The 26,286-nt window shown below is 70.1% G+C and carries 24 protein-coding genes, 1 tRNA gene and 2 rRNA genes (1 of these 27 only partly in view); 19 read left to right on the top strand and 8 right to left on the bottom strand.

The features are described 5' to 3' along the window. The 3 genes from DJ021_RS00745 to DJ021_RS00735 all read left to right on the top strand — a co-directional run. Positions 1-1,184 (top strand): 23S ribosomal RNA (locus DJ021_RS00745) (it extends 1,604 nt beyond the left edge of the window). A gap of 74 nt (positions 1,185-1,258) precedes the next feature. Beyond that, positions 1,259-1,373, top strand: a 5S ribosomal RNA gene (gene rrf, locus DJ021_RS00740). Positions 1,374-1,434: 61 nt separating this feature from the next. Continuing rightward, positions 1,435-1,511 (top strand) — tRNA-Met (locus DJ021_RS00735). Between the two features lie 411 nt (positions 1,512-1,922). Here DJ021_RS00735 and DJ021_RS00730 read toward each other — a convergent pair. Continuing rightward, a complete protein-coding gene (locus DJ021_RS00730) occupies positions 1,923-4,262 on the bottom strand; it encodes a TonB-dependent receptor (protein ID WP_165837071.1) in 2,340 nt (779 codons plus the stop codon). A 346-nt stretch (positions 4,263-4,608) separates the two neighbouring features. On the opposite strand from DJ021_RS00730, the gene DJ021_RS00725 reads away from it, so the two are divergent. The 10 genes from DJ021_RS00725 (at position 4,609) to DJ021_RS00680 (ending at position 12,873) form a co-directional block, all read left to right on the top strand. Then, entirely contained in the window at positions 4,609-5,286 is a 678-nt protein-coding gene (locus DJ021_RS00725) for an MtnX-like HAD-IB family phosphatase (RefSeq protein WP_111458922.1), read from the top strand. 20 nt (positions 5,287-5,306) lie between these two features. After that, positions 5,307-6,701, top strand: coding sequence for an aspartate aminotransferase family protein (locus DJ021_RS00720; RefSeq protein WP_111455701.1), 1,395 nt, complete (start codon positions 5,307-5,309; stop codon positions 6,699-6,701). A gap of 4 nt (positions 6,702-6,705) precedes the next feature. After that, on the top strand, positions 6,706-7,620 hold the full coding sequence (locus DJ021_RS00715; RefSeq protein WP_111455700.1) for an arginase family protein: 915 nt from the start codon (positions 6,706-6,708) through the stop codon (positions 7,618-7,620). Further along, positions 7,620-7,991, top strand: coding sequence for a DMT family transporter (locus DJ021_RS00710; RefSeq protein ID WP_111455699.1), 372 nt, complete (start codon positions 7,620-7,622; stop codon positions 7,989-7,991). Before DJ021_RS00715 ends, DJ021_RS00710 begins: the two co-directional genes overlap by 1 nt. After that, positions 7,988-8,857, top strand: a complete 870-nt coding sequence (locus DJ021_RS00705; RefSeq protein WP_111455698.1) for an alpha/beta hydrolase — start codon at positions 7,988-7,990, stop codon at positions 8,855-8,857. The genes DJ021_RS00710 and DJ021_RS00705 overlap by 4 nt, the downstream gene beginning before the upstream one ends. After that, the gene (locus DJ021_RS00700) at positions 8,850-9,962 is read left to right on the top strand and encodes a GNAT family N-acetyltransferase (RefSeq protein ID WP_111455697.1); all 1,113 of its coding nucleotides are present in this window, start codon (positions 8,850-8,852) and stop codon (positions 9,960-9,962) included. Before DJ021_RS00705 ends, DJ021_RS00700 begins: the two co-directional genes overlap by 8 nt. Then, a complete protein-coding gene (locus DJ021_RS00695) occupies positions 9,959-10,366 on the top strand; it encodes a DMT family transporter (RefSeq protein ID WP_111455696.1) in 408 nt (135 codons plus the stop codon). Before DJ021_RS00700 ends, DJ021_RS00695 begins: the two co-directional genes overlap by 4 nt. 94 nt (positions 10,367-10,460) lie before the next feature. Next, on the top strand, positions 10,461-10,712 hold the full coding sequence (locus tag DJ021_RS00690) for an acyl carrier protein (RefSeq protein ID WP_165837070.1): 252 nt from the start codon (positions 10,461-10,463) through the stop codon (positions 10,710-10,712). Continuing rightward, positions 10,709-11,944, top strand: a complete 1,236-nt coding sequence (locus tag DJ021_RS00685; protein ID WP_111455694.1) for a beta-ketoacyl-[acyl-carrier-protein] synthase family protein — start codon at positions 10,709-10,711, stop codon at positions 11,942-11,944. The genes DJ021_RS00690 and DJ021_RS00685 overlap by 4 nt, the downstream gene beginning before the upstream one ends. Before the next feature lie 14 nt (positions 11,945-11,958). Next, complete coding sequence (locus DJ021_RS00680; protein ID WP_207801742.1) at positions 11,959-12,873, top strand: fatty acid desaturase family protein; 915 nt, start codon at positions 11,959-11,961, stop codon at positions 12,871-12,873. A 20-nt stretch (positions 12,874-12,893) separates the two neighbouring features. On the opposite strand, the gene DJ021_RS00675 is transcribed toward DJ021_RS00680, so the two are convergent. Both DJ021_RS00675 and DJ021_RS00670 read right to left on the bottom strand, forming a co-directional pair. Continuing rightward, positions 12,894-13,889, bottom strand: coding sequence for a FecR family protein (locus DJ021_RS00675; RefSeq protein ID WP_111455693.1), 996 nt, complete (start codon positions 13,887-13,889; stop codon positions 12,894-12,896). Between the two features lie 94 nt (positions 13,890-13,983). Then, the gene (locus DJ021_RS00670) at positions 13,984-14,508 is read right to left on the bottom strand and encodes an RNA polymerase sigma factor (RefSeq protein WP_243625871.1); all 525 of its coding nucleotides are present in this window, start codon (positions 14,506-14,508) and stop codon (positions 13,984-13,986) included. A gap of 188 nt (positions 14,509-14,696) precedes the next feature. Here DJ021_RS00670 and DJ021_RS00665 point away from each other — a divergent pair, with 188 nt between their 5' ends. Next, complete coding sequence (locus tag DJ021_RS00665) at positions 14,697-15,290, top strand: ABC transporter substrate-binding protein (protein WP_165837069.1); 594 nt, start codon at positions 14,697-14,699, stop codon at positions 15,288-15,290. Here DJ021_RS00665 and DJ021_RS00660 read toward each other — a convergent pair. Next, entirely contained in the window at positions 15,287-17,899 is a 2,613-nt protein-coding gene (locus tag DJ021_RS00660) for an MMPL family transporter (protein ID WP_111455691.1), read from the bottom strand. The two genes, DJ021_RS00665 and DJ021_RS00660, sit on opposite strands and share 4 nt — an antisense overlap. Beyond that, a complete protein-coding gene (locus DJ021_RS00655) occupies positions 17,896-18,717 on the bottom strand; it encodes an MlaA family lipoprotein (RefSeq protein ID WP_111455690.1) in 822 nt (273 codons plus the stop codon). The genes DJ021_RS00660 and DJ021_RS00655 overlap by 4 nt, the downstream gene beginning before the upstream one ends. Positions 18,718-19,225: 508 nt before the next feature. Between DJ021_RS00655 and DJ021_RS00645 the strand changes: the two genes are divergently transcribed. Next, entirely contained in the window at positions 19,226-19,468 is a 243-nt protein-coding gene (locus DJ021_RS00645) for a hypothetical protein (protein WP_111455688.1), read from the top strand. Positions 19,469-19,484: 16 nt separating this feature from the next. Here the strand turns inward: DJ021_RS00645 and DJ021_RS00640 are convergent, their stop codons facing one another. From DJ021_RS00640 to DJ021_RS00630, 3 genes are read right to left on the bottom strand one after another with little or no spacing between them, the layout of a single operon-like run. Further along, positions 19,485-20,120: an exopolysaccharide biosynthesis protein gene (locus DJ021_RS00640; protein WP_165837068.1), complete on the bottom strand. Its 636-nt coding sequence runs from the start codon at positions 20,118-20,120 to the stop codon at positions 19,485-19,487. Between the two features lie 50 nt (positions 20,121-20,170). Further along, positions 20,171-21,406, bottom strand: a complete 1,236-nt coding sequence (locus DJ021_RS00635) for an ATP-grasp domain-containing protein (RefSeq protein WP_111455686.1) — start codon at positions 21,404-21,406, stop codon at positions 20,171-20,173. A 6-nt stretch (positions 21,407-21,412) separates the two neighbouring features. Then, a complete protein-coding gene (locus DJ021_RS00630; RefSeq protein WP_207801741.1) occupies positions 21,413-22,123 on the bottom strand; it encodes a hypothetical protein in 711 nt (236 codons plus the stop codon). Between the two features lie 144 nt (positions 22,124-22,267). Here DJ021_RS00630 and DJ021_RS00625 point away from each other — a divergent pair, with 144 nt between their 5' ends. The 4 genes from DJ021_RS00625 to DJ021_RS00610 all read left to right on the top strand — a co-directional run bounded on the left by DJ021_RS00625 (position 22,268) and on the right by DJ021_RS00610 (position 26,123). Beyond that, positions 22,268-23,620, top strand: coding sequence for a 2-hydroxycarboxylate transporter family protein (locus DJ021_RS00625; RefSeq protein ID WP_207801740.1), 1,353 nt, complete (start codon positions 22,268-22,270; stop codon positions 23,618-23,620). A gap of 105 nt (positions 23,621-23,725) precedes the next feature. Next, complete coding sequence (locus tag DJ021_RS00620; protein ID WP_207801739.1) at positions 23,726-24,076, top strand: PepSY domain-containing protein; 351 nt, start codon at positions 23,726-23,728, stop codon at positions 24,074-24,076. 55 nt (positions 24,077-24,131) lie between these two features. Then, positions 24,132-24,809: a response regulator gene (locus tag DJ021_RS00615; RefSeq protein ID WP_111455685.1), complete on the top strand. Its 678-nt coding sequence runs from the start codon at positions 24,132-24,134 to the stop codon at positions 24,807-24,809. Continuing rightward, complete coding sequence (locus DJ021_RS00610) at positions 24,810-26,123, top strand: sensor histidine kinase (RefSeq protein ID WP_111455684.1); 1,314 nt, start codon at positions 24,810-24,812, stop codon at positions 26,121-26,123. It begins immediately after the preceding gene. Positions 26,124-26,286 lie beyond the last annotated feature (163 nt).

The raw sequence follows: 26,286 nt of genomic DNA, 5'->3' as shown, positions 1-26,286 counted from the left end.
AAATTGCACGCGTAACTTCGGGATAAGCGTGACTCACCTTGCGCAAGCAAGAATGAGTGGCACAGGCCAGGGGGTAGCGACTGTTTATCAAAAACACAGGGCTCTGCGAAGCCGTAAGGCGACGTATAGGGTCTGACGCCTGCCCGGTGCCGGAAGGTTAAAAGGAGGGGTGCAAGCTCCGAATTGAAGCCCCGGTAAACGGCGGCCGTAACTATAACGGTCCTAAGGTAGCGAAATTCCTTGTCGGGTAAGTTCCGACCTGCACGAATGGCGTAACGACTTCCCCACTGTCTCCAGCATAGGCTCAGCGAAATTGAATTCCCCGTGAAGATGCGGGGTTCCCGCGGTCAGACGGAAAGACCCTATGAACCTTTACTACAGCTTCGCCTTGGCGTTAGTGACAACATGTGTAGGATAGGTGGGAGGCTATGAAACCGGGGCGCCAGCTTCGGTGGAGCCAACCTTGAAATACCACCCTTGTTGTTACTGACGTCTAACCGCGGTCCGTAAGCCGGATCCGGGACATGACGTGGCGGGTAGTTTGACTGGGGCGGTCGCCTCCCAAAGTGTAACGGAGGCGCGCGATGGTGGGCTCAGAGCGGTCGGAAATCGCTCGTCGAGTGCAATGGCATAAGCCCGCCTGACTGCGAGACTGACAAGTCGAGCAGAGACGAAAGTCGGCCATAGTGATCCGGTGGTTCTGTATGGAAGGGCCATCGCTCAACGAATAAAAGGTACTCTAGGGATAACAGGCTGATTTTGCCCAAGCGTCCACAGCGACGGCAAAGTTTGGCACCTCGATGTCGGCTCATCACATCCTGGGGCTGGAGCAGGTCCCAAGGGTTCGGCTGTTCGCCGATTAAAGTGGTACGTGAGCTGGGTTCAGAACGTCGTGAGACAGTTTGGTCCCTATCTGCCGTGGGTGTACGAAGCTTGAGAGGATCTGTCCCTAGTACGAGAGGACCGGGATGGACACACCTCTGGTGGACCTGTCGTGGCGCCAGCCGCGCAGCAGGGTAGCTAAGTGTGGACAAGATAACCGCTGAAAGCATCTAAGCGGGAAACTTACCTCAAAACAAGGCTTCGCCGAGAGCCGTGGTAGACCACCACGTTGATAGGCCAGGTGTGGAAGTGCCGCGAGGCATGTAGCTTACTGGTACTAATCGCTCGATCGGCTTGATCGTTCTTATCAAAATTCATGCGCGCTCTGGTTTGAGCAGCTCAGATGATGATGTCTTCTTCACATCCGTTTCGTTGACCTGGTGGTTTTGCCGGGGGGTCCCCACCCGATCCCATTCCGAACTCGGTCGTTAAGCCCCTCTGGGCCGATGGTACTTCGTCTTAAGGCGCGGGAGAGTAGGTCGCCGCCAGGTCTACCAAACGGATGTGTTCGCCCATCACCCTTCAAATCACGATACTTCTTACCAGCTTTGCCGCGGGGTGGAGCAGCCCGGTAGCTCGTCAGGCTCATAACCTGAAGGTCACAGGTTCAAATCCTGTCCCCGCACCCACTACTGGCGTCGTATCGCCTGAGGCCCCCGCAAGGGGGCCTTTTGCGTTTCCAGCGGTCATCAGCGCCGCCAGTTCGGTCTGACAGCGTCACGGGGAGCTACTGGAACGCCCGAGGCAAGCCGCGACACGTTCCTGGGCCGCCCCGGACGGGCCTTGCGCAAGTTCCCCCGCAACTGCGAGCACCACCAGCGGCAAGGTCCGGAGGCGCGAGCCAAGGCGCTTTACGAGAGCGGCGCCTTCCACGCCGCGGCGGCCATCGCGCGCTAGGTCGCGGCCTCGACGACCCCCAGCCTGCCGAGCAGGACGCGGCGCAAGGCTGCGAACCGCGCCGCGCGCTAGGGCGCCGGGCGGCGGCAGGTTGACTGCCACGTCGCTAGATCGTCGCCTGGACAGCCTGGCGATGCGCAGCGCTAGAAGCGCATCGTCAGGTTCACCCCGGCGGTCAGCGGCCGCAGCGGGGTGATGACCTTCTGGCGGCCGATCCTGAAGGGATTGCCGAAGGCGAAGGTGTTGGCGCTGCTGTTGGCCGGATTGTCGACGAAGGCGCTCACCGCCCAATGGGGCGCCTCCAGGGCGACCGAGATCCGGGCGGTGGCGTAGCCACCGCTTTGCGAGGAGCTTTGCGGCGCGAAGGCGACGTTCGAATGCCCGAGGTAGGCGGCCTCGGCGTCCGCCCGAAACTCCAGGCTTCCGGTCAGCGGCCGACGATAGGAGAGCGCCGCGCTCACCGAGCCGCTGGTCACCCCGGGCAGGCCCGCGTCGGGCTTTGATTGGAAGTTCGGGTTGACGCGCGTGAGCTGGGGATCGTCCACCAGGGCCGCGGCGCGCAGCCGCCAGGCCGGCGACAGTCGCCAGTCGATCTCGGCTTCCAGCCCGCGATTGGCGCCGTCGCCGACGTTCACGGCGTAGGGCAGCCCGGAGGGCAGATACTGGTCGCTCTGGATCGCGCCCCAGACCGCATAGAAGGCCGCCAGGCGCAGCTGGACCCGGCCATCCATGAGCTGCAGCTTGGCGCCCACCTCGTAGTTCCACAGCTCATCGGCGTCGAACTGCCGCCGCAGGCCGCCGGAGGAACCGTCGAAGGTCTCGCCGACGGGGCCGGCGGTGTTGAAGCCGGCGGGGCGATATCCTTCCGCCGCCTGGACGTAGTAGGTCGTCCGCCCGTTGGGCTGGTAGCGCAGCGAGAACTTGGGCGAGAAGCCGTTGGCCTCGCCGCTGTCGCTGAACGTCCGGCTGCCGGGTCCCTGCGTCACCAGCGAGTCGGTGGAGAAGGCGAAGCTGAACCAGCGCAGGCCGACGACCGCGTTGAGCCGTGAGGTCAGGTCGTAGGCGGTCTCTCCATAGACGGCCACTTCCCGGATGTGGTCGACGCGGGTCTCCGCATAGAGCTGCGCTGGCGCGGGGCTGAGCTGATCCAGGGTCGATTGCGCGTCGACCCTGCCGCTGGAGGCGAAGGCGCCTGCCAGCCAGCGCCAGCGCTCGTCGGGCGACGACGACAGCGTCAGTTCGCTGACCAGCAGGTCGACCCGCCGCGAGTCGTCGAACGCCGCCGCGCCAGGCTGGTCTGTGAAGGCGCCGACCGCCGGGGTCGCGTCGTACCGGCTGTCGTAGTGGTGCAGCAACCGCGCCAGCGAGAAGACCACGCGTCCCCAACGGCCGCCGCCCTCGACGGTGGCGGAGACCTCGTCGAAATCGTTGTCGTGCGGCTCGCGGACGCTGTTCGCCCGTTGCAGCCGGCCCAGGCCGGCCAGGACGTACTGCGTGTCGTCGGTGTTGATCGACTGATGGATGCCGCCGAGGGTCACAGACCAGTCGTCGGTGACCTGCGCACGGACCGCCAGCCGCGCCCCGTCGCGACCGCCGCTGTTGACGTGCTTCAGGCCCAGGTTGACGTCGTCGATAAAGCCGCTCCAGTGCTCCTGGTAGGCGGCGGCCCTGAGGGCGACACGACCCGGCAGCACGGGCATGTTGGCGACGGCTTCCAGGCTGGTGTTGATCCCCCCGGACAGCGTGTAGGAGAGGCCCGCGGTCGCTTCGCCGGAATAGGTGTCCAGGTCGGGCCTGTTGGTGACGACGCGCACGATGCCCCCCATCGTTCCCCCGCCGTAGAGCGTGCCCTGGGGGCCCCGCATCACCTCGACTCGGTCCACGTCGATCAGCCGCAGGTCCGGGTCAGGGGCGTTATAGGTGACCGGCACATCGTCCAGATAGAGACTGACGGTCGACTGGGTGACCCCGGTGTAGGCCCCGTCCGAAAGCCCTCGCAGCAGCACCTTGTCGCGTCCGGGCCCCAGGTTGGTCACGGTCATGCCGGCGACCAGCGAGGCCAGGGCGGGAATGTCGGTCACCCCAAGCCTCGGCAGGTCCGAACCGCGCAGCGCGCTGATGGCGTACGGGGTCCGTCCGGGAAGCTCTGCGCGCCGGCCCGCGGTCACCACCAGCTCGCCCACGGCGACGGTCGTGGGCGCGGGGGCGGCGGCCGCCGCCACGGGTGGGCGGGGTGCGAGGGGCGGCGGCGTGTGCGGCTGGGGCCGGCCCGGGGGCGCGGCGACGATTAGGATCGCGCCGCGCGAATCCAGCCGGAAGCGGCACGGCTGGCCGGCCAGCAACTGGTTCAGCGCCGCCTCCAGCGTCAGACGCCCATTGAGCGCGCGCGACGCGCCGCGGCAGGCGTCGAGCTCGCCGCCGAGCGAGGCCCCGGCCTGCAGCGCCACCTGCAGCAGGGCCTCCGAGGTGGCCTGGGCAGGCACGTGAAAACGGATAAGCGGCGCCGCATGCGCCGATCCTGACGCCAGGCACAACGCGCCCGCGACGCCTAGCGCCTGCGCAAAGCCGCCGACCCCTCGGTTACACAGCGAGATTGTAGGCCCTCCACATGTGCTCGGCTCAGCGCCCCCTTGGCGGCGTGGCCCGGCTTGGTCGAACAGGGCTCTAGCGTCGCCCCGCATGGTTGTCGCCCTTATCAACCCCACGCTGCGGCCGTTCGCCCACCTTCGCACGCGCGCGCCCGTTTTTTGAGGATGCGCGCCGGGCGTGACGTCGAGACCTTTGTGGGACGGGCGCGCGAGCGCCGACGTGGAGGTCTGCGAAAGCTCTATGCGCATCATCTGCGATTTCGATGGGACCATCACGCAGCAGGACACGACGGACTGGGTTCTGGAAGCGCTGGCCGATCCGGCCTGGCGGGACCTGGAGAGCGAGTGGGTCGCCGGCGGGATTTCGGCGGCTCAGTGCATGCGCAGGCAGGTCGCCCTGATCGGCGGCTCGCAGGAGGACCTGCACGGGGCGTTGGACACCGTGCAGCTGGATCCCGGATTCGTCGACTTCCTGGCCTGGGCCGGCGCTCACCGCTTCCCGGTCAGCATCGTCAGCGACGGGGTGGACTATTTCATCGACCGGATCCTCGCCCGCCACGGGATTTCGGAGATCCAGGCCGTGGTGGCCAACCAGCTGAGCGGCCAGCCCGGCGCGTGGCGGCTGGAGCAGCCGTGGTCGCGACCCGGCTGCGCGGCCCGATCCGGGGTCTGCAAATGCGACGCCGCGGGCGCCGCACCGGCTGGAGTGGCGACCACGGTGTTCGTCGGCGACGGGCGGTCGGACTTCTGCGTCTCCGCCCGGGCCGACCTCCTGTTCGCCAAGGGCGCGCTGGCCGACTACGCCGCCTCGCGCGACCAGGCCTTCATTCCTTTCGAGACCTTCCACGACGTGACCAGCGCGCTGGCCCTGCTGGTGGGCGATGCGCCCGCCGCGCAGCGGCAGGTCCTGGCCATCTGACCTGATCCCCGGAGTTCTGCATGTACGACGCCCCCGTCGCCGATCTGAGTGAGTCCGAACTGCGCAGCCTGGAGGCCGCCTACTGCTCCTGGGGCGACACCGTCCATTACCTGGACCACCCGAAGTTCTTCGAGAGCTGCGAAGGCTCCTACATGTACGACGCGGAGGGGCGCGCCTTCCTCGACCTCCAGATGTGGTATTCGGCGGTCAACTTCGGCTACCGCAACCCGCGCCTGAACGCCGCGGCGCATCGCCAGCTCGACCGCCTGCCGCAGGTCGCCTCCCAGTACCTGCACCGCGAGAAGGTGGAGCTCGCCGCCCTGATCGCCCGCGATGCGGAGGCCAAGTTCGGCGCCAAGGGCCGCGTCCATTTCAACGTCGGCGGCGCCCAGGCGGTGGAGGACTCGCTCAAGCTGGTGCGCAACGCCAGCGGCGGCAAGAGCCTGATGTTCGCCTTCGAGGGCGGCTACCACGGCCGCACCCTCGGGGCCTCCGCGATCACCTCGTCCTACCGCTACCGCCGGCGCTACGGCCACTTCGGCGACCGGGCCCAGTTCATCGAGTTCCCCTACCATTTCCGCGGCCCCAAGGGGATGAGCAAGGAGGAGTACGGCTCCTACTGCGTGCAGAAGTTCGAGCGGCTGTTCGAGACCGAGTACAACGGCGTGCTCGACACCAAGACAGGGCAGGCCGAGTTCGCCGCCTTCTACGTCGAGCCGATCCAGGGCACCGGCGGCTACGTCATTCCGCCGAAGAACTTCTTCATCGAGCTGAAGAAGGTGCTCGACCGCTACGGCATCCTGCTGGTGGTCGACGAGATCCAGATGGGCCTCTACCGGACCGGCAAGCTGTGGTCGATCGAGCACTTCGGGGTGCAGCCGGACGTCCTGGTGTTCGGCAAGGCGCTGACCAACGGCCTCAATCCGCTGTCCGGGGTCTGGGCCAAGGAGGCTCTGATCAACCCGGGCGTCTTCCCGCCGGGGTCCACCCACTCCACCTTCAACGCCAATCCGATGGGGACCGCCATCGCCCTGGAGACCCTGAGGATGGCCGCGGAGGGCGACTACGAGCGCCAGGTCGCGGAGAAGGGCGCCTACTTCCTCGCTGGGCTGAGGGAGCTGCAGTCGCGCTGGCCGCAGATCGGCGACGTCGACGGGCTCGGCCTCGCCCTTCGCGCCGAGATCTGCGAGGCTGACGGCTACACCCCCAACAAGCCCCTGCTCGATCGCATGGAGGCCGAGGCCATGAAGGGCGATCTGGAGGTCGATGGCCGCACGTTAGGCCTGATCCTCGACGTCGGCGGCTACTACAAGAACGTCATCACCCTCGCCCCCTCGCTGGACATCACCCGCGAGGAGATCGACCTGGCGCTGAAGTTGCTGGACGCGCTGCTGACCCGCTGCACGCGCGGATAGCCACATGCGCAGCATGATCCTGCAACTTGACGGGTCTCTGGAGCGGCAGACCGAGCTGCAGCGGGCCGCGCTGCAGGGCGGCGGCAGGATCCTCGCGGCGCGCGACCTTGGGCCCGCCCTGCGGCTATGGAGCACCGCGCAGACGCTGGCGGACCTGCGTCAGCGCCTCAAGACCTGCCCGCCGGAGCCACAGGCGGAAGTCGTGTTCGCCGGGTCGGGCGATTTCCATCACGTGACACCGCTGCTGATCGAGCGCGCGGTCGCGGCGTACGGCGGCCCGATCACCGTGCTGCACTTCGACAACCACCCGGACTGGGTGCGGCAGGCCCAAGGCCGCCACTGCGGCTCCTGGGTGGGTCGCGCCGCGCGCATGGAAGGCGTGGCCCGGGTGATCACCATCGGCGTCTGCAGCCCCGACGTCGGCCGCGGCCGGGCGCGGCAAGGCGACCTCGCCCTGCTGGCCGAGGACAAGCTAGAGCTCTACGCCTGGGCGGCGCCCGACGGCGGCGAGGCGGTGGTGCTGGAAGGCCGCGCCTGGCCGACGATCGCCAGCATGGGCGAGGCGACGTTCCTCGACCGTCTCGACGCCGCCATCACCACGTCGGGCGTCTACGTCACCGTGGACAAGGACGTGCTGCGCCCGCAGGACGCGGTGACCAACTGGGACCAGGGTCAGGCGAGCCTCGATTTCGTCATCGCGGCTATCCGGCGGGCGAGTGCGGGCCGACGCGTGATCGGGGCCGACGTGGTCGGCGACTGGTCGCAGGCCGCCTATGGCGCGGGCCCGGCGGCCTGGCTGCTGAAGCGCGGCGAGGCGCTGCTCGACCAGCCCTGGGGTCGGCCGGAGCCCGAGGCGGCGCGGGCGGTGAACGAGGCGGCCAACCTGCGCCTGCTCGACCTGTTCGCGGAGCTGTCGTGATGGGCCCGGCCCGACTTGCGCCCCTGGCGCTTGGCCTGCTGGCCTTCTGCGTCGCCGCCGAAACGGTGCAGCAGATCAGCTTCAAGCTGGGCGCCGATCGGGCCGGCCGATCCGCCGGCTTCGTCCGTGGAGTGGCCCTGGAGCCGCTGATCTGGGCGGGCGCGGCGCTCTGGGTGGTGGAAAGCGTCGCCTGGGTGCTGGTGCTCCAGCGCGCGCCGCTCAGCCTGGCCTATCCGGTGATGACCCTGACCTACGCCTGCGTGCCCCTCGCCGGTCTGGTGATGCTGCGCGAGTCCATGTCGGCCCGACAGAAGCTGGGCGCCGCCCTGATCTTCGCGGGCGTCGTCTGCATCGGAGCGTCAGGAGCATGAGCGGCCTGCTGACCCCCACGGCCGCCGCGCGCGCGCTCAGCTTCCGGCTCAAGGGCTCGCTGGGCAAGGCGGTGCTGCTGCTTCACGGGATGACCGGGGCGCCCGGCGAGATGAAGTTCCTCGCCAAGCGCCTGCACCGCCGCGGCTTCTCGGTGGCGGCGCCGCTGCTGGCGGGTCATGGGACCGACGAGAAAGCCCTGCTGGCCAGCGACTGGCGCGACTGGCTGGGCTCGGCCCGCGAGGCCTTCGCCGCGCTGCAGGCCGATCACGACGAGGTCTACGTGGCCGGCATCTGCGTCGGCGGCGCGCTGGGCCTGGCGCTGGCGGCGGAGGAGCCCGCGGTGGCGGGCGCGGCGGTCTATTCGATGACCTACCGTTACGACGGCTGGAACATGCGGCGCTGGTACAGCGCCGTCACGCCGCTGGCCAAGCCGTTCGCCGGCCTGCCACTGCTGCGGCGGATCAGCTTTGTCGAACCCTATCCCTTCGGCCTGAAGGACGAGCGGCTGCGCGAGGGCATGGCGGCGACCCAGGGCGCCGTGATCCCCGGCGCGCTGGACCGCGTCCCGCTGGGCGCGATGCACGAGATGCACCGGCTTGCCGACCACATCGACCGGGTCGGTCGCGACGTGACCCAGCCGGCGCTGATCCTGCATGCCCGCGACGACGACATGAGCCATCCGCGCAACGCCGAGCGGCTGGGCAAGGTGCTGGGCGGGCCGGTCGACCTTAGGCTGCTCGACGACTGCTACCACATGATCCACGTGGACAAGCAGCGGGACCTGGTTGGCGACATCACCGCCGACTTCTTCGGCGCGCCGCCACGGGCCGGCGAGGCGCGAGCTGGAGCGAGCGCCGATGCTTGAGACGCGGGTGGTCAGCTCGATCCACGAGGTCGGCCGCGCCGCCTGGGACGGCTGCTTCGCCGATCGCCTGGAGGGGTTCGACTACCTCGCTGCGGTGGAGGCGGCCGGCCTGCCGGGCTTCAGCTGGCGCTACGTGGTGGCGGAGGCCGGCGGCAAGGTGGTCGCCGCCGCGCCGGGATTCTTCACCGACTATTCCCTGGACACCACCCTGACCGAGGGCGGCCGGCGGCTGGTGGCCGCCGCCCGCCGGCTGGCCCCGCGCGCCTTCACCGTGCGGCTGGCGGCGCTGGGCTCGCCGTGCGCCGAGGACGTGGGCCTGGGGTTCGCGCCAGGGATCGCCGCGGATCGCAAGCCGGAGCTGCTCCGCGCCCTGCTCACCGCTTTCGAGGCGGCCGCGGCCAGGGAGGGCTGCGGGCTGCTGGCGATCAAGGACGCGCCGGCCGCCGATCGCGGGCTCTGGGCGGCCTTGGGCTCGCCCTCGTACCAGCTGGCGCCCGGCATGCCGGTGGCCGAGCTCGACATCGATTTTCCCGACCTGGAAGGCTACTTCGCCCGCCTGAGCGCGGCGACGCGCAAGGACCTGCGGCGCAAGCTGAAGGCGCTGGACGCGGTGCGGGTCGAGGTCCGCAGCGACATCGCGGGCCTGGAGACGCGGGTTCTCGAACTCTACCAGCAGACCCGCGCGCGCTCGAACCTGCAGTTCGAGGAGCTGACGGCGGCCTATTTCAGCGGCGTGCTCGCCGCCCTGGCCGACCGCGCGTTCTGCGTCCTCTATTTCGTCGGCGACGACCTGATCGGCTGCAACCTGCTGCTGCAGGACGACGAGGTGCTGCTGGACAAGTTCTTCTGCATGGAGGGCGACCGCGGCCCCGCCCACAACCTCTACTTCGTCAGCTGGATCACCAACGTCCGGCTCTGCCTGGAGCGCGGCCTGAGGCGCTACCAGAGCGGCCAGGCGGGGTACGCCACCAAGCTGCGCCTGGGCAGCCGGCTGCGTGGCGCGGACATGTACTTCCGGCATCGCCGCCCGCTGGTGAACCGGGCGCTGAAGTGGGCCGCGCCGCTGCTGGCGGAAGATCCGGTCCCGATGCGAGGCGCGGCATGACCGCGGCCCCACCCGTGGCCCACCAGGGCTTCGCGCGCGCGGCGCGTCCGTTGGTCTGGCTGGGCATGCCGGTGCTCGGCGTCGTCAACCAGTACCTGGCGGTCGAGACCGCCCACGCGCTGACCGGCGAACGGTTCGGCCTGGGCTGGCTGGCGGCGGCGGCCAGGACCCCTTGGACCCAGGCCTGGGTGGCCTGCGAACTCCTCACCCTGGCGGTCTGGATGGTGGTGCTCTCGCAGCTGAAGCTGAGCGCGGCGTTCCCGATGACCGCCCTGGGCTACATGCTGGTGGTCGGCCTCGGCTGGACCGTGTTCGGCGAGCCGGTGAGCCTCCCGCAGGTGGTCGGAGGCGCCGCCATCCTCGCCGGCGTCTGGCTGCTCGGCGAGCCGGAGGCGCGGTCATGACGCCCCTGACGACCGGCCGGAACCCATCGCCCTATTCAACCGCCGCCGACGCGCGATGCGCTCGTCCCCGACTGCGATCCCTAGGAGGGACCCGATGAAAGCCACTGAAACCCAGCTGCTCGACCTGATCGCCGAGGAGGCGATCATCGATCGCGAGAAGCTCGTCCGCGAGGCGACGCTCGCCGATCTGGGGATCTCCTCCCTCGACGTCATCACCATGCTGTTCGAGCTGGAGGAGCGCTACGGCGTCGTCATCGAGGAGGGCGACATGCCTCAGATGACCACCCTCGGCGAGATGGTCGACTACCTGATGCAACGCATCAATGCGGAGCCCGCGACGTCATGAGCAGCGCGCGACGCATCGCCGTCACCGGCCTTGGGGCGGTCTCCGCTCTGGGCCACGACGCACAGCAGAACTGGGACGCCGTCCGCAGCGGCCGCGGCGGGATCGCGCCCCACGTCTTCGACGCCGGCGAAAATGCGCCCGCGCCCGTCACCTTGCCGGCCGCCCTGGTCCCCGGGGGCTTCGAGGCGGCGCTGGAGGCGGGCTACGGCCGCAAGGTCTCGGGCACGGTCGACCGCTTCGCCCTGATGGCGCTCAGCGCCGCCCATGAAGGCCTGGCCCAGGCGGGACTGCTCGGCCATGCGGCCCTCGACCAGCGCACGGCGGTGGTGTTCGGCCACGGCCAGGGCGGGCTGGCGACGCTGGAGAAATGCTACGAGCGGTTCTTCGGCCAGAAGGCCGCCCGCATGCATCCGGCCACGGTGCCGAAGGTGATGGTCTCCGGCGCCGCCAGCGCCGTCGCCATGCAGTTCGGGATCCACGGCCCGGTGTTCGCCACCTCCAGCGCCTGCGCCTCGTCCGCCCACGCGATCGTGCAGGGGGCCGGCCTGATCCAGTCGGGGCTGGCGGACGTGGCGGTGGTCGGCGGCTCGGAGGCGATCGCCACCCCCGGTTCGATGGTCGGATGGCAGGCCATCCACGCCCTGGCCGAGACCACCTGCCGGCCCTTCAGCCAGGGCCGTGACGGCATGGTGATGGGCGAGGGCGGGGCCGTCCTGGTGCTGGAGGACTGGGAGCATGCCCGCGCCCGCGGCGCCGAGGTGCTGGGCGAATATCTCGGGGGCGGCATGACCTCGGACGCCTTCCACATCACCCAGCCTTCGCTCGAGGGGACCTGCGCCGCCATCCGTCAGGCCTGTGCGGCCGGCGGGCTGCTGGAGGCCGACGAGGTGCTGATCTCCGCGCACGGCACCGGCACGCCGCTCAACGACGAGAACGAGGCGGCGTCGATCAGCGCGGTGTTCGGCGACCGCGCGCGCCGGCATCCGGTGATCGCCACCAAGAGCGCCCACGGCCACCTGATCGGCGGCTCGGCCGCCCTGCAGGCGGTCATCGGGCTGATGGCGCTCAAGGCGCAGCTGGCGCCGCCGGTGCTCAACTACCTGGAGGCCGATCCCGCCTGCGACGTGGATGTGGTGGTCGGCCAGGTGCGGCCGATCAAGGCGCGGCGGTTGCTGCTCAACGCCTTCGCCTTCGGCGGGCTCAACGTGTCGATGGCTTTCGGGGCGGCCTAGGAAGGCAGGCGACGATGCGCGAGCTGATGGCCTCTGAAATCCCGCGGCGCAGGGCGGGAGGCCGGCTGTTCCGGTACAGCGCCTGGGACGCCGTCCCCGCCGTTCTCGTCTACCTGCACCTGGCGCTGCTGCTGGCCTTCTTCCTGGCCTGGCCGGCGTTGGGCTGGCCGGCGCGGCTGCTGGGCGGGGTGCTCTATGCCGCGGCGATCGGCTGGAACCAGGACTCGGTCTCGCACAACTTCATCCACAATCCGTTCTTCGTCTCCAAGACCCTCAACCGGCTCACCGAACTCGCCCTGACGCTGGAGAACGGCGTCCCGCAGACCATGTACCGCTACGTCCACATGCGGCACCACGCCGGCAATTCCGACCGGCCGGACGCCCAGGGCCAGACCGTCGATCCGATCTCGCTCTACCGCCACGGCGCGGACGGCAAGGCCGAGCCGATGCTCTCCTATGTCTTCATGGGCTTCTGGCGAGACGACGGCCCGTTCACCGTCGCCCGCGAGATCGGTCGAAAGCGCCCGGACGAAGCGCGCCGGGCGCTGCAGGAATTCTGGGTGATGGTGGCGGTCTACGGCGTCCTGGCGCTGATCCGCTGGGAGTTCGTGGCGGTGCTCGCCCCGTTCTACTACCTCGGACAGAGCCTCTCGTTCCTGATCGCCTACTACGAGCACCTGGGCGCGCAGCCCGAGGTCCCCATCGCCGCCGGCGTCTCCGCCTACGGCCCGCTCTACAACCTGGCCTTCCTCAACAACGGCTACCACGCCGAGCACCATTTCCGGCCCAAGCAGCACTGGACGCGGATGAAGGCGCTTCGCTCCGAGATCCTCGCCGAGCAGCAGGCCGCCGGGGTGCGGGTGATCGGCCCCGCCCACTTCCTGGGCTTCCTGGACAAGGCTGCGCGCAGCGTTCCCACCGCGCGCTAGCGGCGCTGCGCCGGACCGCCTCAGCTGCTGGGGCGGGCGCTCAAGCTGATTTCCGCCGCGGTGTGGCTGGCGGTCACCGGCAGGAAGGTCTCCAGCCGCCGGACCACGGCCTCCTCGTTGTCGAGCCGCAGGACCCCCGTGAACGGCAGCTCCGCGGCGTCGGGCGCCACGCGTATCGTCTTGGGGAAGCGCCGGGAGAGGTCGGCGGCGACCTTGGCCAGCGGCGCATGGCGATAGACCAGGCGTCCGTCGCGCCAGGCGAAGGCGTCTTCCGGATCGACCCAGGAGACGGTGGAGAACGCCGCGCCTTCACGGTGCTCGAGGCGCTGCCTGGCGGTCAGCCGGTATTCCTCCTTCAGACCCGTTCCCTGCGCCGGGCCGACCGCCACGATCCCACGACGGACGGTGACGGCGAGCTGCTGGCCGCGGTGTTCGACGTTGAACTCCGTCCCGACGACGCGGATCTCGCGGTCGCCGGCGTGGATGAAGAACGGCCGGTCGAGATCATGCGCCACCTGGAACGAGGCCTCGCCGTCGGCGAGGGTCACGCGGCGGCTGCGGGGCTCCAGGCGCACCGAAATCCGCGAGGCGGCGTTGAGGGCGATGTGGCTGCCGTCCGCCAGGGTGATCTCACGCGTCTGCCCGCGGCCGGTCGCGAAGGTCTGCGCGTCGGTGTGGGATCGCAGGTCGGGCAGGGCGAAGAACAGCGCCAGGGCCGCCGCGGCGGCCAGGCCTGCGGCCCAGGGCCAGCGCTGCGCCCGCCGCGGCGCCTGGGATGCTCGGGGGCGGAGAGGGGTCACAGTCGAGGTCGCGGTCGCTGGGTTCCGGGCCGGCGCGTCGTCGAGGTCGACCCAGAGCCGTTCCAACGCGTCGAAGGCGGCGGAATGGCGCGGATCGCTCTCCAGCCACGCCGTGAGCGCCAGCCAGTCCGCGTCGGACAGCTCCGCGCCGCGCACCTTCGCAAACCACTGCGAGGCTTCGGTGGCGATCGGGTCGTCGGTCGGCGCGAGGGTCATGATGCGTCGCTCGGGGCGCGCCGGATCGGCGCTCGCAGGGATGACGTCACCGCGAGCCAAGTCCCTCGCCCAAATCCCGTCAGTCTCATGGCGGCTAACGTCCAACCTTGATCAGCAGGTGCTTCAGCGCCGCCATAACGTGTTTTTCCACCGCGCTGCGGGAAATGCCCAGCCTCTGCGCCACCTCCAGATGACTGAGGCCGTCGAACTTGTGCAGCCGGAAGACCTTCTGGGTCTGCGGTCCCAGCTCGTCGAGCGCCCGCACCACCCTGGCGAGGCGGTCGCGCGCGGCGACCACCTGCTCGGCGTCTGGCAGGTCGGCGACGTCCTCGCCGGCGAGGACGACATGGTGGCTGTCGCGCCAGTCGCGCTCCCGCATGGCCGTGCGCCTCTGGCTCCGCAGGCGGTCCAGCATCGCGTTCGAGGCCAGACGATAGACATAGGCGGCGGGGTTCTCGACCTGGTCCGCCTCCGCGGCGGCCACCTTCAGATAGAGGTCCTGCAGGAGGTCCTCCGCCTCCGAGACCGAGCCCAGGCGTGCGACGTAGAAACGCCTGAGGCTGTCGCGGCGCTCGAAGAACGCCTGCAGCAGGGCGTTCGGCGCGTCCTTCGCTAACACTGGCCCATTCACCCCTGGCCTGCCGCCCGCCCCCGGAGTGATATATCCCCCGCCGCCGGTCCCACAAGGCGCGTAGTGCCGATGGTGCGGCTTCAGCCGTGGTGTCGGCCGGTCCCGTGGAGACGCAGGTCAGGTTGAGCCCGGGGCGCGGCGTCATGGATTTGGGCGCCTATCGGATTGGATCATCGATGTTTCGCAGCGTTCTCGGAGCCGCCATCCTCACCTGCCTCTCGGTCGCACCGGCGCTGGCGGCGGGCGACCCGGCCGCGGGCAGGGCAGAGTCCTTCTGCAGCGCGCTCGTCGATACGGTCCGCCAATCCAAGGGCCAGGGCGCGCAGGCCCGGATTAAGAAGCTCCAGCCCCTGGTGGAGGAATCGTTCAACACGCGGATCATGGGGCAGTTCGCCACCGGCCCAGCCTGGGACGCCATGACCGAGGCCGAGAAGTCCGCGGTGGTGGCCGCGCTCACCCGCTACAGCGCCGGGCGTCTCGCCCAGGAGTTCGACAGCTACAGCGGCCAGACCTGCGTCGTCGATCCCGCCGTCCAGACGCGCGGCGCCGACAAGCTGGTGAAGTCCCGCATCGCTCTGCCAGGTGAACAGCCCACCGCGCTCAACTACCGTCTGCGCGAGTACGGTGGCGGGTGGAAGATCGTCGACATCTACTATGAAGGCGTCAGCCAGTTGGCCACGCAGCGCGCGGACTTCGCCGGCGTGCTGCATTCGGGCGGCGCGGCAGGGCTGGTGAAGCGCCTGAACGACCTGACCGCCAGCCTGCGCTAGCGGCCCGCCGGAGCTCGACCGACCGCGCGCAGCAGCGCCGGCTGGAAGACCAGGGTGGCCACCAGGGTGCAGCCAAGCGCGATCAGCAGCAGCCGGCCCATGCTGGCGGTGCCCGGATGGCCGGAAAGGCTGAGCGCCCCGAAGGCGACGCCGGTCGCCACCGCGCTGTAGAGGATGGCCCGCGTCAGGCTGGACGCGAGCAGGGCGTGGCGGCCCTCCCGATGCGCCACCACGAAGTAGATGTTGAAAGATACGCCCACCGCCAGCAGCAGTGGCAGGGCGATCAGGTTCTCGAGGTTGATGTCCTGTCCCAGCACGACACACAGGCCGACGGTCAGAAGGGCGCTCAACAGCATCGGCGCCAGGGTCAAAAGGACGTCCCGGACGTTGCGGAGGGCGAGGTAGAGAAGCGCCGTGATCGCCGCCAGGGCGAGCGCACCGGCCTCCGCGAAGGCGCCCAGGATCAGGCGCCTGGTCTCCAGCGTCGCGATCGGGGTTCCCACGGCGTGCGGCATGACCTCCCGCACCGTCGCCACGAAGCGGCTTAGGCCGGCGGTGTCGCCCGGGCTTGCGGCGGGATAGGCCTGCACCCGGGCGCGGCCGTCGCGGGCGACCCAGTCCTCCCGGATCTCCTGCGGCAGGCTGGCCAAGGTCACCGGCTCGGGACTCAGCGCCGCCCGCACCTGTTCCAGCGCCACCGGCAGCCCCGCGACCAGGGTGTCCTGCAGCCGGGCCCGCAGGGCCGGGGGGCCGGCCGCGGCCCTCTCCAGCAGACCGGCCAGCCGCGCGGTGTCGCCGCCCGCCGAACCGTCAGGCTTCGCGCCCAGCGCCCGCAAGGCCTGGGCGGCGCCGCGCAGGCTCGCGACCTGGTCTGCGTCGGTCGGGGGCGCTGCGCTGTCGAAGGGGTTCAACGTCGGATCCAGGAGCGTGGCGGCGTCCTGCAGCGTCGCGATCTTCGCTTGTTGATCGGCGGGAACGAAGCTCGCCAGGGTGATCACCTGGCGCACCTGCGGATGGGCCGACAGCCTGGCGGCGAGGCGTTGCGCGCCCGGCAGGTCGGGGCTGAGGCCGTCCAGGGCGTTCGGGTTGGTGTCCGGATCGCGCGCCAGGTCGAGGAAGGTGGCGACCGACTCCGAATGCGGATCGCGCAGGCGCAGGGGATCGAAGTTGAACCGCAGCAGGGGCGCCAGCACCAGCGCCACCACGGCCAGGCCGGCGCCCAGCCCCAGGATCCACCGCCATCTCCGCGCGACGAAGGCGTCGGCCCGCCGCAGCGCCGGTAGACCGGCCTCGGCCGCCGCGCTCTGCGCCTTCAGCAGAACCAGCATCGCCGGCAGGAAGGTCACCGCCAGCACCACGGCCACGATCATCCCCAGGCCGGCGATCAGGCCCAGTTCCGAAACCCCTTTGTAGGGTGTCGGGAGGAAGGCGAAGAAGCCGATCGCCGTGGCGGCGGAGGCCAGCGCCAGGCCGCGCCCCACCCCGGCCGCTGCGCCGTCCAACGCGCGCTCCACGTCCGGCTCGCCGATCAGCTCGGCCCGGTAACGGACGCAGAACTGGATGGCGAAATCGATGCCGAGGCCGACGAACAGCGGCATGAAGGCGACCGAGATCAGGTTGAACCGGTGTTCAAGCGCCAGCCCTGCCGCCGCGGTGATCGCCAGGCCCGCCAGGACCGTGGCCAGGATCGCGCCGACGATGCGGGTCGAGCGGACGGCGAGGTAGAGGACGCCCAGCATCAGCACAAGGCTGATGGCCGCCAGCGGGCCCGTCGCCTCCTTCAAGGCGGCGAGCTCGTCCACTTCCATCGGCACCGTGCCGGTGATCCGCACCTGCACCCCGTGGGCGGGATCGAGCCGCAGCGCGTCGGCGAATGACCGCACCGCCTGAACCGACTCCTCGCCCGGCGAGGCCCTGCTCTCGTCGAGGTTCGGCAGGATCTCGATGAACTGCCGCACGTCGGAAGGGTCCGGAGCCTGGCCGGTGATCAGCGGCCGCCAGGAGAAGAAGGCCGGCCGTCCCTGCTCGACGGCGGCGGCGGCGGCGGCGATGGCGGCGACGGGCCCCGCGAGGCGGTGGGGGTCGGCCTGGCCTGCCGCCGCCGCCGACGCGCCGGTGGTGAGGCTGGTCATCACGCCGCGCAGGCTCGGATCCGCCGCCAGCGGGGCGACCAGAGGCTGAGCCGCGATCAGGGCCTCGGCCGTCTGGCTGACCTCGGCCGCGGGCAGGAAGAGCAGGCCTTCATGGGCGAAGAACGGTCCCGCGCCACTGCGTTTCACGGAGCGGAAGAGGTCCTGGCGCGTGCGCAGCGCCGCGGCCAGCCGCGCCGCCGCAGCCTCGGCCAGCTCCGGCGTTCGCGCGTCGATCACCACGGTGATGTCGTCACCCTCTTCGGCGAAGGCGCGTTCGAAGGCCGCGGCGTCGCGGCGCCATGGGGTTTCCGCCGGGATCAGGGCCGCGACTTCGGTGTGGACCGAGAAATGGGCGAACCCGTAGGCGGTGGCCGCCACGCTGAGCAGCAGCACGATCGCGACCACTGCGGACGCATGCCGGCAGGCGCGCGCCACCACGCCGGCGACCAGTCGGGTGACAGCGTCCTGGCCGGTCACGACGGCGGTGCGGACGACGGGGGCGGGGACGGCTCCACTTTCGGGGTGGTGGGCGGAGCGGGTGTTTCGGTCGGCGCGGCCGGCATGTCGGGCAGGGCCTCCAGCACCGGCTCCGCGCCCGACGCGGCCTCGGACTGCAGGAACACGGAACGGACCGTGGCGTAAGGATCCGTGGCGGACACGAACAGCGCATTGATCTCGCGCTCAGCCTCCGCCCGCTCATCGACCAGCGAGAGCGAGGTGCGCGCGACATTGACTGTCGCGGCGCCGGAGTAGTTGGCAAGGGCCACTGGATCGGCCACGTAGTCGACGGCGCCGCCGATGGCGCCGCGCACGTTCAGCGGTCCCAGGAGCGGCATGTACAGATAGGGACCGGGCGGCGCGCCATACCGGCCAAGTGTCGAGGCGAAGCTGTTGTCGTGATGCGACAGGCCGGCCTTGGCAGCCGGATCGAACACGCCGACGACGCCGACGGTGGTGTTGGTCGCGAAGCGCACGAGCGTGCGCGCGCCGGCGCCGAACCGGCCCTGGAGCACGTCGTTGATGGCGACCATCGGCTCATCGGCGTTCTGGAGCGCGTTGTGCACGCCATGCCGCACCGGCCGGGGAAGGATCCTGCGGTAGGCGGTGGCCACAGGGCGCGCCACCGCCCGGTCGAGGCCGAGCCCGAGGCTGAAGAGGGCCCGGTTGAGCGGTTCGAAGGGGTCTGGGTTGGGCGCGGCCCGCGCGACGCCCGCGACCTGGTTTTGGGGCCCCGCGACTGTCGCGCAGCCGGCCAGGAGCAGGCCGGCCACCACGGCGAGAAGGGCTGCCTGCATCGATCAGCCCGGCGGTCGGGCTTGGGCGACCGAGGGCGCAGGCGGCGGCCCGGCAGGCTCCCGAGACTTCCCGGACCCGTCTTCCGCCTCGTCGTGTGCGGCCGCGGGCTCCGCGGGCAACGCAACCTTGCGGGTGTCCATGTAGATCGAACGTCGCGGATGGCAGGCGATCGCTATGCACCCGATGGCGGCCAAGGCTGCAATGATCCTCCATGGCATGCTCATGTCCTTCGCAATCACGACACTGCGCCGGAGAGATGGCTTTGGCGCCCTCTGGCGCCCACACCCCCCTCCTATGACGCCGGCGGACGAGGCCTCCCTCAGCGTGGATCATCACGTGCCTGGGAGTGAAATGTCGGCATACTGCGGCGACGTCGGTATGCGGGGCGGGTCCTCGCGCGGCGTCTGATGTTCGGGTGGCGACCGCGTGTTGGGGGATGGTCGGATGAGTGGTGGAAGCCCGGTTGGGCCGAGCGCCTGCGATCGGAGACGGTGGTCAAGGGTCGCCGTGTTCCTCACCGGCCTGGTGGTGCTCGGCGGCCTTTCGGCCTGCGCCCGGCTGGCGGCCGGATTGACCGAGCCGGAGCAGCTCTCTCGGACGGACGGCGACCGGATCAAGGTCTGGGCCAAATGGCCGGGTGACGATCTCTACCCGACCGCGGCGCGCTACTGCGCAAACCGCGGCGCGACCCCGCGAATGGTCACGTCGACCCAGGGTAGCGCGACCTACGTCTGCGAGCCGGACCAGTAGGCGCTCCGGCGAGCCTTCAGAGAAGCCCGATGCCGCGCGCCGCGCCGCCGATCAGCAGGGCCATCAGCGCCCCGCAGCCGAGCGCGAAACCCCAGCCGGCGAGCAGGGCCAGGCCATCGGCCTCCATCAGGCCGGCCGCGAACGCGACGACGCCCAGCGCCGCGGCCGTGTGGGCGAAGGGGGCGGGCAGCATCAGCACGACCGACAGGCAGACGCAGGCCGCAGCGACCGCGCGCGCGTGCCAGGGCCGGCACAGGCTGGCGAGCCGGGGCCGCAGGGCCTGTTCGAGCCACCGGACCTTCGCCGCCGTGGCGCCCAGCACCCTGCGCGCGCGTTCCCGGCTGAGGCTCAGGCCGCGCATCCGCCGAGGCAGCCACGGCCGCGGTCGCCCGATCATCAGCTGCGCGGAGATGACCACCAGCGGCGCGCCCAGCAGGGCCGCGGCTCCGGGTGGGAGGAACATGGCCGGCAGCGCCATGGCCAGCATCAGGCTGCCGAAGGATCGCGCGCCCAGGGCCTCCAGGGCGTCCTCGAGACTGAGCCGATCAGACTGACCCTGCGCCAGGGCGTCGAGCGCGTCCGACAGCCGTTGCGGTTCAGGGGCGTCCTCGTCCAGGCCCAGGATCAGCTCGCCGGCGGCGGGGCCGGTCATGTGAGCGGTGCGGTCAGCATCAGCGCCGGCATCAGGCTCCGCCCCCAGGCTCATCGGGCCGGCGCCGCCCGGGCCTTCAGGGCCGAGACGAAGGCGGCGAACAGCCGGGACATCGCCGGCTTCTTGTAGGGATACAGGTCTTCGGGATCCGTGGCGTGCACGATCATCGCCACGTCGACCTCGAACACCAGCAGCCTGCCGTCCGGCGTTTCCGCGCAGTCGATGCCGAAGTAGTCCAGCGGGAACGCGGTGGTCAGGGCGCGGAACGCGGCCGCGTGACGCGCGGCGAAGCCGTCGTCGAACGTCGCCATCGCCTCGGCCTCTTCGTCGCGATTGGCGGAGCTCTGCGCCATGTCGGCGTTCAGGTAGTGGACCATCCAGCGCTCCGACACCGCCAGGTGGCTCAGGAACGGGCGCCCGTCGATGAACACAACGCGCAGCTTGCGGAAGCGGCCGTCCGGCGCGCTGTAGTCCACAAAGCCGGCCACGAAGAACTCCGCATCCGGGTGCGCAGCGAGGTAGTCCCCCAGCGCCTGCGGACCGCCGAGCTTCTCGAGCCCGACGCCGGCATGGCTGCCCACCGGCCGGGCGATGATCGGGAAGGCCAGGGTCTCCGCCAGCGCCGCCAGCGGCTCGCGACCGGCGGCGACGTCCGCCAGGCGCCGGCGGGACGTTCGCGCGGTGGCCGGACAAAGCACGTGCGGGTGGTTCGGGAACTTCGCGGCCACGCCATCGCGGGTCAGACCCGCGATCACGTCCGCACGTGCGTTGAACACCGGCCTGGGCCACTGGGCGAACGCGCCGTCCAGGCTTGCGAGCAGCGGTCCGGCCGTCTCGGACTCGCCCACCGCGAGGAAGGCGAGGTCGTGGTCCGGCAGGCCGTGCGCGACGGGAGGCCCGTCCACGAAGCAGGCGATGAGCTCGACGTCGGAGCCTTCGAGCAGGAATTCCAGGGGCGTGTTGGCGGTGAAGTCTCCGGCTGTCATGAAGACCAGCAGCCGCAGGCCCGGCTCCGGAAGCGGAGCCCCCACCCGATAGCAGCGCTGGAGACCGATGGCCGAGCCCTGCAACTCCAGTCCCTTGTCGCGATTGCCCGTGGCGAGCAGCAGGGTGGAGAGATCAAGGAGGGCGCCGGCGTCGGCGGAATCCTCGGCGACGCGGCCGATCAGCGCCTCCAGCACCTCCTGGACGCTGGCTTGATCGGTCGCCGCCCTGGCCAGGGCGGCCAGGCCGATGACCTGCGGAAGCGGGCCATCCGCCGATGGACTTTCCGTTTCCCCCGCCATGCCGGCCTAGGAGAGCTGCACGGGGCGATCGGGGAAGGCGAGCTGTTCGCGGGCGCGCCATTCGTCGGTGACGTAGTTGACGATGAGCGACTTGCGGACCGCGCCGATCCGGCGCGGCTCGAAGCCGTGCCAGGTGCGGTCCGACGGGACGAAGGCGAGCCCGTCTCCGGGGCGGAACGTGGCGCGGACCGACCACCGCGCCGGGTCTGCGTAGAGGTCGGTGCCAAGGTCGGGCCGGCCCTCCGGCGCGAGGCCGACGAGCAAGGTGAAGGCCTTCACGCCCAGGTCGGTATGCGGTTTCAGCCAGAACCCGTCGGTATCCTGGGCGTACTCGATGCGCAGGTAGGTCCCGGCGAGGCGCGCGCCGGTCCTGGCCTGGATCGCCGCGGCCGTCACGGGAGACTGGAAGGTCTCCGCGAAGCTACGGCTGACGCCGTCCCGCGCCACGGCGTCAGCGTCGAGATAGCACCGCGTCTGATTGTGCAGTTCCCGCGAGCCGGATAGGCTACCGAGATCTGCGACCGGCATGGGCAGCTGGCAAAGCGCCGCCACCGCCGATGCCGGCAGCGCGCCGCGCAGGCTCCAGTGTACGAAAGGCTCGTCCTCCCGATGCGCCGTCTCGAGGCTGTCGAGAAAGCACCGGCCGCAGGCTTCGCTCGCCTGCTCCTGACTGACCTCAGTCGCGCATTGGCGCAGCGGCAGGGGACTGTGTGACATGTAAGCGGGGACTCGCGACGGGTACTGTTCCTCCCGATGACGTCGCAGCCGCGACCGGACCTCACGGCGAATACGCCCCACCGTGAATTCAGCTTGGCGACAGGCTAAGTTCGCCGGCCTCGGCGGGACCAGGAAGGAAAGCTGATGACCCAGACCACCGTCGACGAGACGCCGGCTCCGCCTGCGGCCGAGCCCGCCTTCATCAGGCGCTGGTGGAGCATCATGGATTTCCGCATCGGGATCGTGCCGCTGCCGGTGGCTATCGTCGTGCTGGCGATCGCCGCGGTCTACGTCCGCATCGGCAAGGCGCCGTCCGACATCCTGATGGGCATCGCGCTGCTGGCGACCGGCGGCTTCCTCTGCGGCGAGATCGGCAAGCGCGTTCCGATCCTCCGGAACCTGGGGTTCGCCGCGATCCTGGCGACGTTCGTGCCGTCCTATCTGGAATACGCCGGGTTGCTGCCGGCGCCGCTGGTGAAGTCGGTCACCGAGTTCACCGACAACTCCAACTTCCTCTACCTGTTCATCGCCTCGATCATCGTCGGCTCCATTCTCGGCATGGACCGGCGAGTGCTGATCTCAGGCTTCCTGAAGATCTTCGCGCCGCTGATCGTCGGCTCGGCGGTCGCCTTCGTGGTGGGCTGCAGCGTGGGCACGGCGCTCGGCCTCGGCTTCCGGCACACCCTGTTCAAGATCGTCGTGCCGATCATGGCCGGCGGGGTCGGCGAGGGCGCCATTCCGCTGTCGGTCGGCTACGCGCAGTTCTCGCACCAGCCGCAGGGCGACCTGTTCGCCGAGGTGCTGCCGGCGGTGATGCTGGGCAGCCTGACGGCGATCATCTTCGCCGGCGCGCTCAACTTCATCGGCAAGCGCTACCCGCACCTGACCGGCGAGGGCCAGCTGCAGCCGGGCGAGCATGACGTCCACCTCACCGGCGAGGAGGCCCTCAAGCTGGCGCCCAGCCCGCAGACGGTCGGCGCGGCGGTGGTGATGGTGGTGACCCTGTTCCTGCTGGGCGGCCTGGCCCAGAAGCTCTGGAACTGGCCCGGGCCGGTGGTGATGCTGGGCCTGGCGGTGCTGATGAAGCTCGGCCGCGTCGCCTCGCCGAAGCTGGAGCAGGGGGCCTACGCCAACTACCAGTTCTTCGCCGCCTGCGTGACCTATCCGCTGCTGTTCGCCATCGGGGTCGCCAAGACACCCTGGGAGAAGCTGATCGCAGCCTTCAACCTGCCGACCGTCACCACCATCGTGTGCACCGTCGCGGCGCTGATGGGCACGGGCTTCGTGGTGGCGCGGTTCGTCAACATGTACCCGATCGAGGCCGCGATCGTGAACGGCACCCACTCCGGCCAGGGCGGCACCGGCGACGTGGCCATCCTCTCCGCCGGCAACCGCATGCAGCTGATGCCCTTCGCGCAGATCGCCACGCGGATCGGCGGAGCTATCACCGTGACGCTGGCGTTGATCGCGTTCGCGAAGTTCGGCGGCGTCCGCTAGCCCCGCCGAGGCGATCAGGTTGGGAATTCGTAATCCTGGGTCCACGCCGCGAGCAGGCCGGCCGTGCCAAAAGCCTTGCGCAAGGGGCGTACCCAGGAGCGTACCATGAAGAATTATCTGATGATCACCGCCGCGGCCGTGGCCGCGCTCGGCATCGCCGCGGGTGGAGCCATGGCGAAGCCGGCGCCTTCCGCGAACGCCAGCGCGACCTCCACGTCCTACACGGGCCACGAGCTGGCCGCAGCCGCCCAGGTCTCCCTGGCGCAGGCCCGGGCCACCGCCTTGAAGGCCCGGCCGGGCGCGATCACCGACCAGGAGCTGGAGAAGGAAGCCGGCGGCAGCGGCCTGCGCTACTCCTTCGACATCAAGAGCGGCGGCAAGACCTACGAGGTCGGTGTCGACGCCAAGAGCGGCAAGGTCCTCGAAAACGCCGCCGAAGGAAAGAACCCCGACTAAAGGGAAGCGGCGGGATGGGCTCGCCGCCGCAGGGAAGCTCGGGCACAGTTGCGCCATGAAGCTATTGATCGTCGAAGACGACAAGGAAGGCGCCGCCTACCTTAAGAAGGCGCTGACCGAAGCCGGACACACGGTCGATCATGCCGCCGGCGGCCGGGATGGATTGCTCCTGGCCGCCGGCGAGCCCTACGACGTGATCGTCCTCGACCGGATGTTGCCGGGCATGGACGGCCTGTCGATCCTGCGCACGATCCGGGCCTCCGGCGTGAAGGTCCCCGTGCTGCTGCTGACCGCGCTGGGCGGCATCGATGACCGCGTGGAAGGCCTGGAAGCCGGGGCCGACGACTACCTCGTGAAGCCGTTCGCGTTCGCCGAGCTGCTGGCGCGGGTGAACGCCCTGGCGCGGCGCCCGCCGTCGCAGGACGTGCTCACCGACCTGAGCGTCGCCGACCTGAGGCTCGACCTCATGCGCCGCACGGTCACCCGGGCCGGGCGCCGCATCGAGCTGCAGCCCCGCGAATACCAACTGCTCGAATACCTGATGCGCCACGCGGGCCGGGTGGTCACCCGGACCATGCTGCTCGAAAGCATCTGGGAGTTTCACTTCGATCCGAAGACCAATATCGTCGAAACCCACATGAGCCGGCTGCGCGGCAAGATCGACCGCGGATTCGCCCACGAGCTTATCCACACGGTTCGCGGCGCCGGATACGTCCTGCGCGAGCCGGACTAGATGTTCCGTTCCACCAGCCTGCGGCTCGCGGCGCTCTACACCGCCGTCTTCGCCCTGTCGGTGGTCGCCCTGGGCGCCATCACCCTCTACACGACCCGCCAGGCGCTTTCGGCGCAGTTCGACGACCGCGTCCGCTCGGAATCCGCCGCCCTGGTGCTGGAATACCGCTCGGAGGGCTTCGATGGCGTCCTGCAGGCGGTGCAGGAGCGCGACCGCACCCCGGGCTCGCTCGACTACGGCCTGCAGGGGCCGGGCGGGGAGGCGGTGGCCGGACGCCTCGGCGCCGGCCGCGCGCCGCTGGGCTGGTCGGTCCTGAGCGGCCCGCCGGGCGACGAGGCGGAGGCGATCCGCCGGCTGACGGTCGCGTTGCCGGACGGCCACCGGCTTATCGTGGGCGCCGAGGAGGAGCAGATCCAGGTCCTCGACGGCCTGCTGCTGCGCGGCTTCGCCTGGGCGTTCGCGGGCGTCGTGGTGCTCGGCGTCGCCGGCGGCTTCGCGCTCAGCCGCGACGTGCACCGGCGCATCGGGGCGATCTCCGGCACCGCCGAGGCGATCATCGACGGCGATCTCGACCGGCGCGTGCCGGTGCGGGGATCGCAGGACGACCTCGACCGCCTGGCGGTCACCTTCAATCGGATGCTGGACCGGATCGCCACGCTCATGGACAGCCTGAAGCAGGTCTCCAGCGACGTCGCCCATGACCTGCGCACCCCGCTCACCCGGCTGCGGCAGCGGCTGGAGGCCGGCCAGGCCGCGCCGGAGGAGGCGGCGATGGCGCTCGAAGGGGCGCTGACCGATCTCGACTCGATCCTGGAGACCTTCGCGGCCCTGCTGCGCATCGCCCAGATCGAGGGCGGGGCGCGCCGGGCGGCGTTTCGCACCTGCGACCTGGCGGCGATCGCCGCGACCGTGGTGGAGGCCTTCGCGCCGTCGGCGGAAGACGACCGTCAGCACCTGACCCTGTCCGCCGACGGCCCCGTTCTGGTGGAGGGCGATCCGGAGCTGCTGACGCAGATGCTGGTGAACCTGGTGGAAAACGCGCTGCGCCACACCGGAGCCGGCGCGCGGATCGGTGTGGTCGCCCGCCGCGAGCCGGGCGGTGCGCTCCTGTCGGTGCAGGACGACGGCCCGGGCGTGCCGGAGGTGGAGCGCAGCCGCGTGCTCGACCGGTTCTACCGCCTCGAACGCAGCCGGACGACGCCGGGCAGCGGCCTTGGCTTGGCTCTGGCGGCCGCCGTGGCCAAGCTGCATGGTGCGGAGATCCAGTTGTGCGACTCCGATCCCGGTCTGCTCGTCCGCGTTTCGTTCGCCTGACAGCTCGACATTGGGGATTAGCAATCTTTCCGTCATCGGCAGGTAAGCCGTCGATGGTTAGACGCGGACCGGGAGGAAACTTGAGCATGGCTGTCCTGCGCGCTGGCGTGGTTTGTCTGGGGCTTCCGGCCGCCGGGGACTCGATGTCGCCGTCATGAGCCGG

The sequence above is a fragment of the Phenylobacterium hankyongense genome, from assembly GCF_003254505.1.
Lineage (GTDB): Bacteria > Pseudomonadota > Alphaproteobacteria > Caulobacterales > Caulobacteraceae > Phenylobacterium > Phenylobacterium hankyongense.
Note: the sequence above shows the minus strand (reverse complement) of the source record. Positions and strands in the feature narration are given on the sequence as shown.

Bases quoted from the DNA above. Each gene is read 5' to 3' on its own strand.
- DJ021_RS00700 (WP_111455697.1), top strand. From the start codon at position 8,850: ATGCTTGAGACGCGGGTGGTCAGCTCGATCCACGAGGTCGGCCGCGCC.
- DJ021_RS00685 (WP_111455694.1), top strand. From the start codon at position 10,709: ATGAGCAGCGCGCGACGCATCGCCGTCACCGGCCTTGGGGCGGTCTCC.
- DJ021_RS00625 (WP_207801740.1), top strand. From the start codon at position 22,268: ATGACCCAGACCACCGTCGACGAGACGCCGGCTCCGCCTGCGGCCGAG.
- DJ021_RS00695 (WP_111455696.1), top strand. From the start codon at position 9,959: ATGACCGCGGCCCCACCCGTGGCCCACCAGGGCTTCGCGCGCGCGGCG.
- DJ021_RS00630 (WP_207801741.1), bottom strand. From the start codon at position 22,123: ATGTCACACAGTCCCCTGCCGCTGCGCCAATGCGCGACTGAGGTCAGT.
- DJ021_RS00705 (WP_111455698.1), top strand. From the start codon at position 7,988: ATGAGCGGCCTGCTGACCCCCACGGCCGCCGCGCGCGCGCTCAGCTTC.
- DJ021_RS00610 (WP_111455684.1), top strand. From the start codon at position 24,810: ATGTTCCGTTCCACCAGCCTGCGGCTCGCGGCGCTCTACACCGCCGTC.
- DJ021_RS00725 (WP_111458922.1), top strand. From the start codon at position 4,609: ATGCGCATCATCTGCGATTTCGATGGGACCATCACGCAGCAGGACACG.
- DJ021_RS00690 (WP_165837070.1), top strand. From the start codon at position 10,461: ATGAAAGCCACTGAAACCCAGCTGCTCGACCTGATCGCCGAGGAGGCG.
- DJ021_RS00635 (WP_111455686.1), bottom strand. From the start codon at position 21,406: ATGGCGGGGGAAACGGAAAGTCCATCGGCGGATGGCCCGCTTCCGCAG.
- DJ021_RS00655 (WP_111455690.1), bottom strand. From the start codon at position 18,717: ATGCAGGCAGCCCTTCTCGCCGTGGTGGCCGGCCTGCTCCTGGCCGGC.
- DJ021_RS00715 (WP_111455700.1), top strand. From the start codon at position 6,706: ATGCGCAGCATGATCCTGCAACTTGACGGGTCTCTGGAGCGGCAGACC.
- DJ021_RS00620 (WP_207801739.1), top strand. From the start codon at position 23,726: ATGAAGAATTATCTGATGATCACCGCCGCGGCCGTGGCCGCGCTCGGC.
- DJ021_RS00665 (WP_165837069.1), top strand. From the start codon at position 14,697: ATGTTTCGCAGCGTTCTCGGAGCCGCCATCCTCACCTGCCTCTCGGTC.
- DJ021_RS00675 (WP_111455693.1), bottom strand. From the start codon at position 13,889: ATGACCCTCGCGCCGACCGACGACCCGATCGCCACCGAAGCCTCGCAG.
- DJ021_RS00710 (WP_111455699.1), top strand. From the start codon at position 7,620: ATGGGCCCGGCCCGACTTGCGCCCCTGGCGCTTGGCCTGCTGGCCTTC.
- DJ021_RS00720 (WP_111455701.1), top strand. From the start codon at position 5,307: ATGTACGACGCCCCCGTCGCCGATCTGAGTGAGTCCGAACTGCGCAGC.
- DJ021_RS00680 (WP_207801742.1), top strand. From the start codon at position 11,959: ATGCGCGAGCTGATGGCCTCTGAAATCCCGCGGCGCAGGGCGGGAGGC.
- DJ021_RS00640 (WP_165837068.1), bottom strand. From the start codon at position 20,120: ATGACCGGCCCCGCCGCCGGCGAGCTGATCCTGGGCCTGGACGAGGAC.
- DJ021_RS00615 (WP_111455685.1), top strand. From the start codon at position 24,132: ATGAAGCTATTGATCGTCGAAGACGACAAGGAAGGCGCCGCCTACCTT.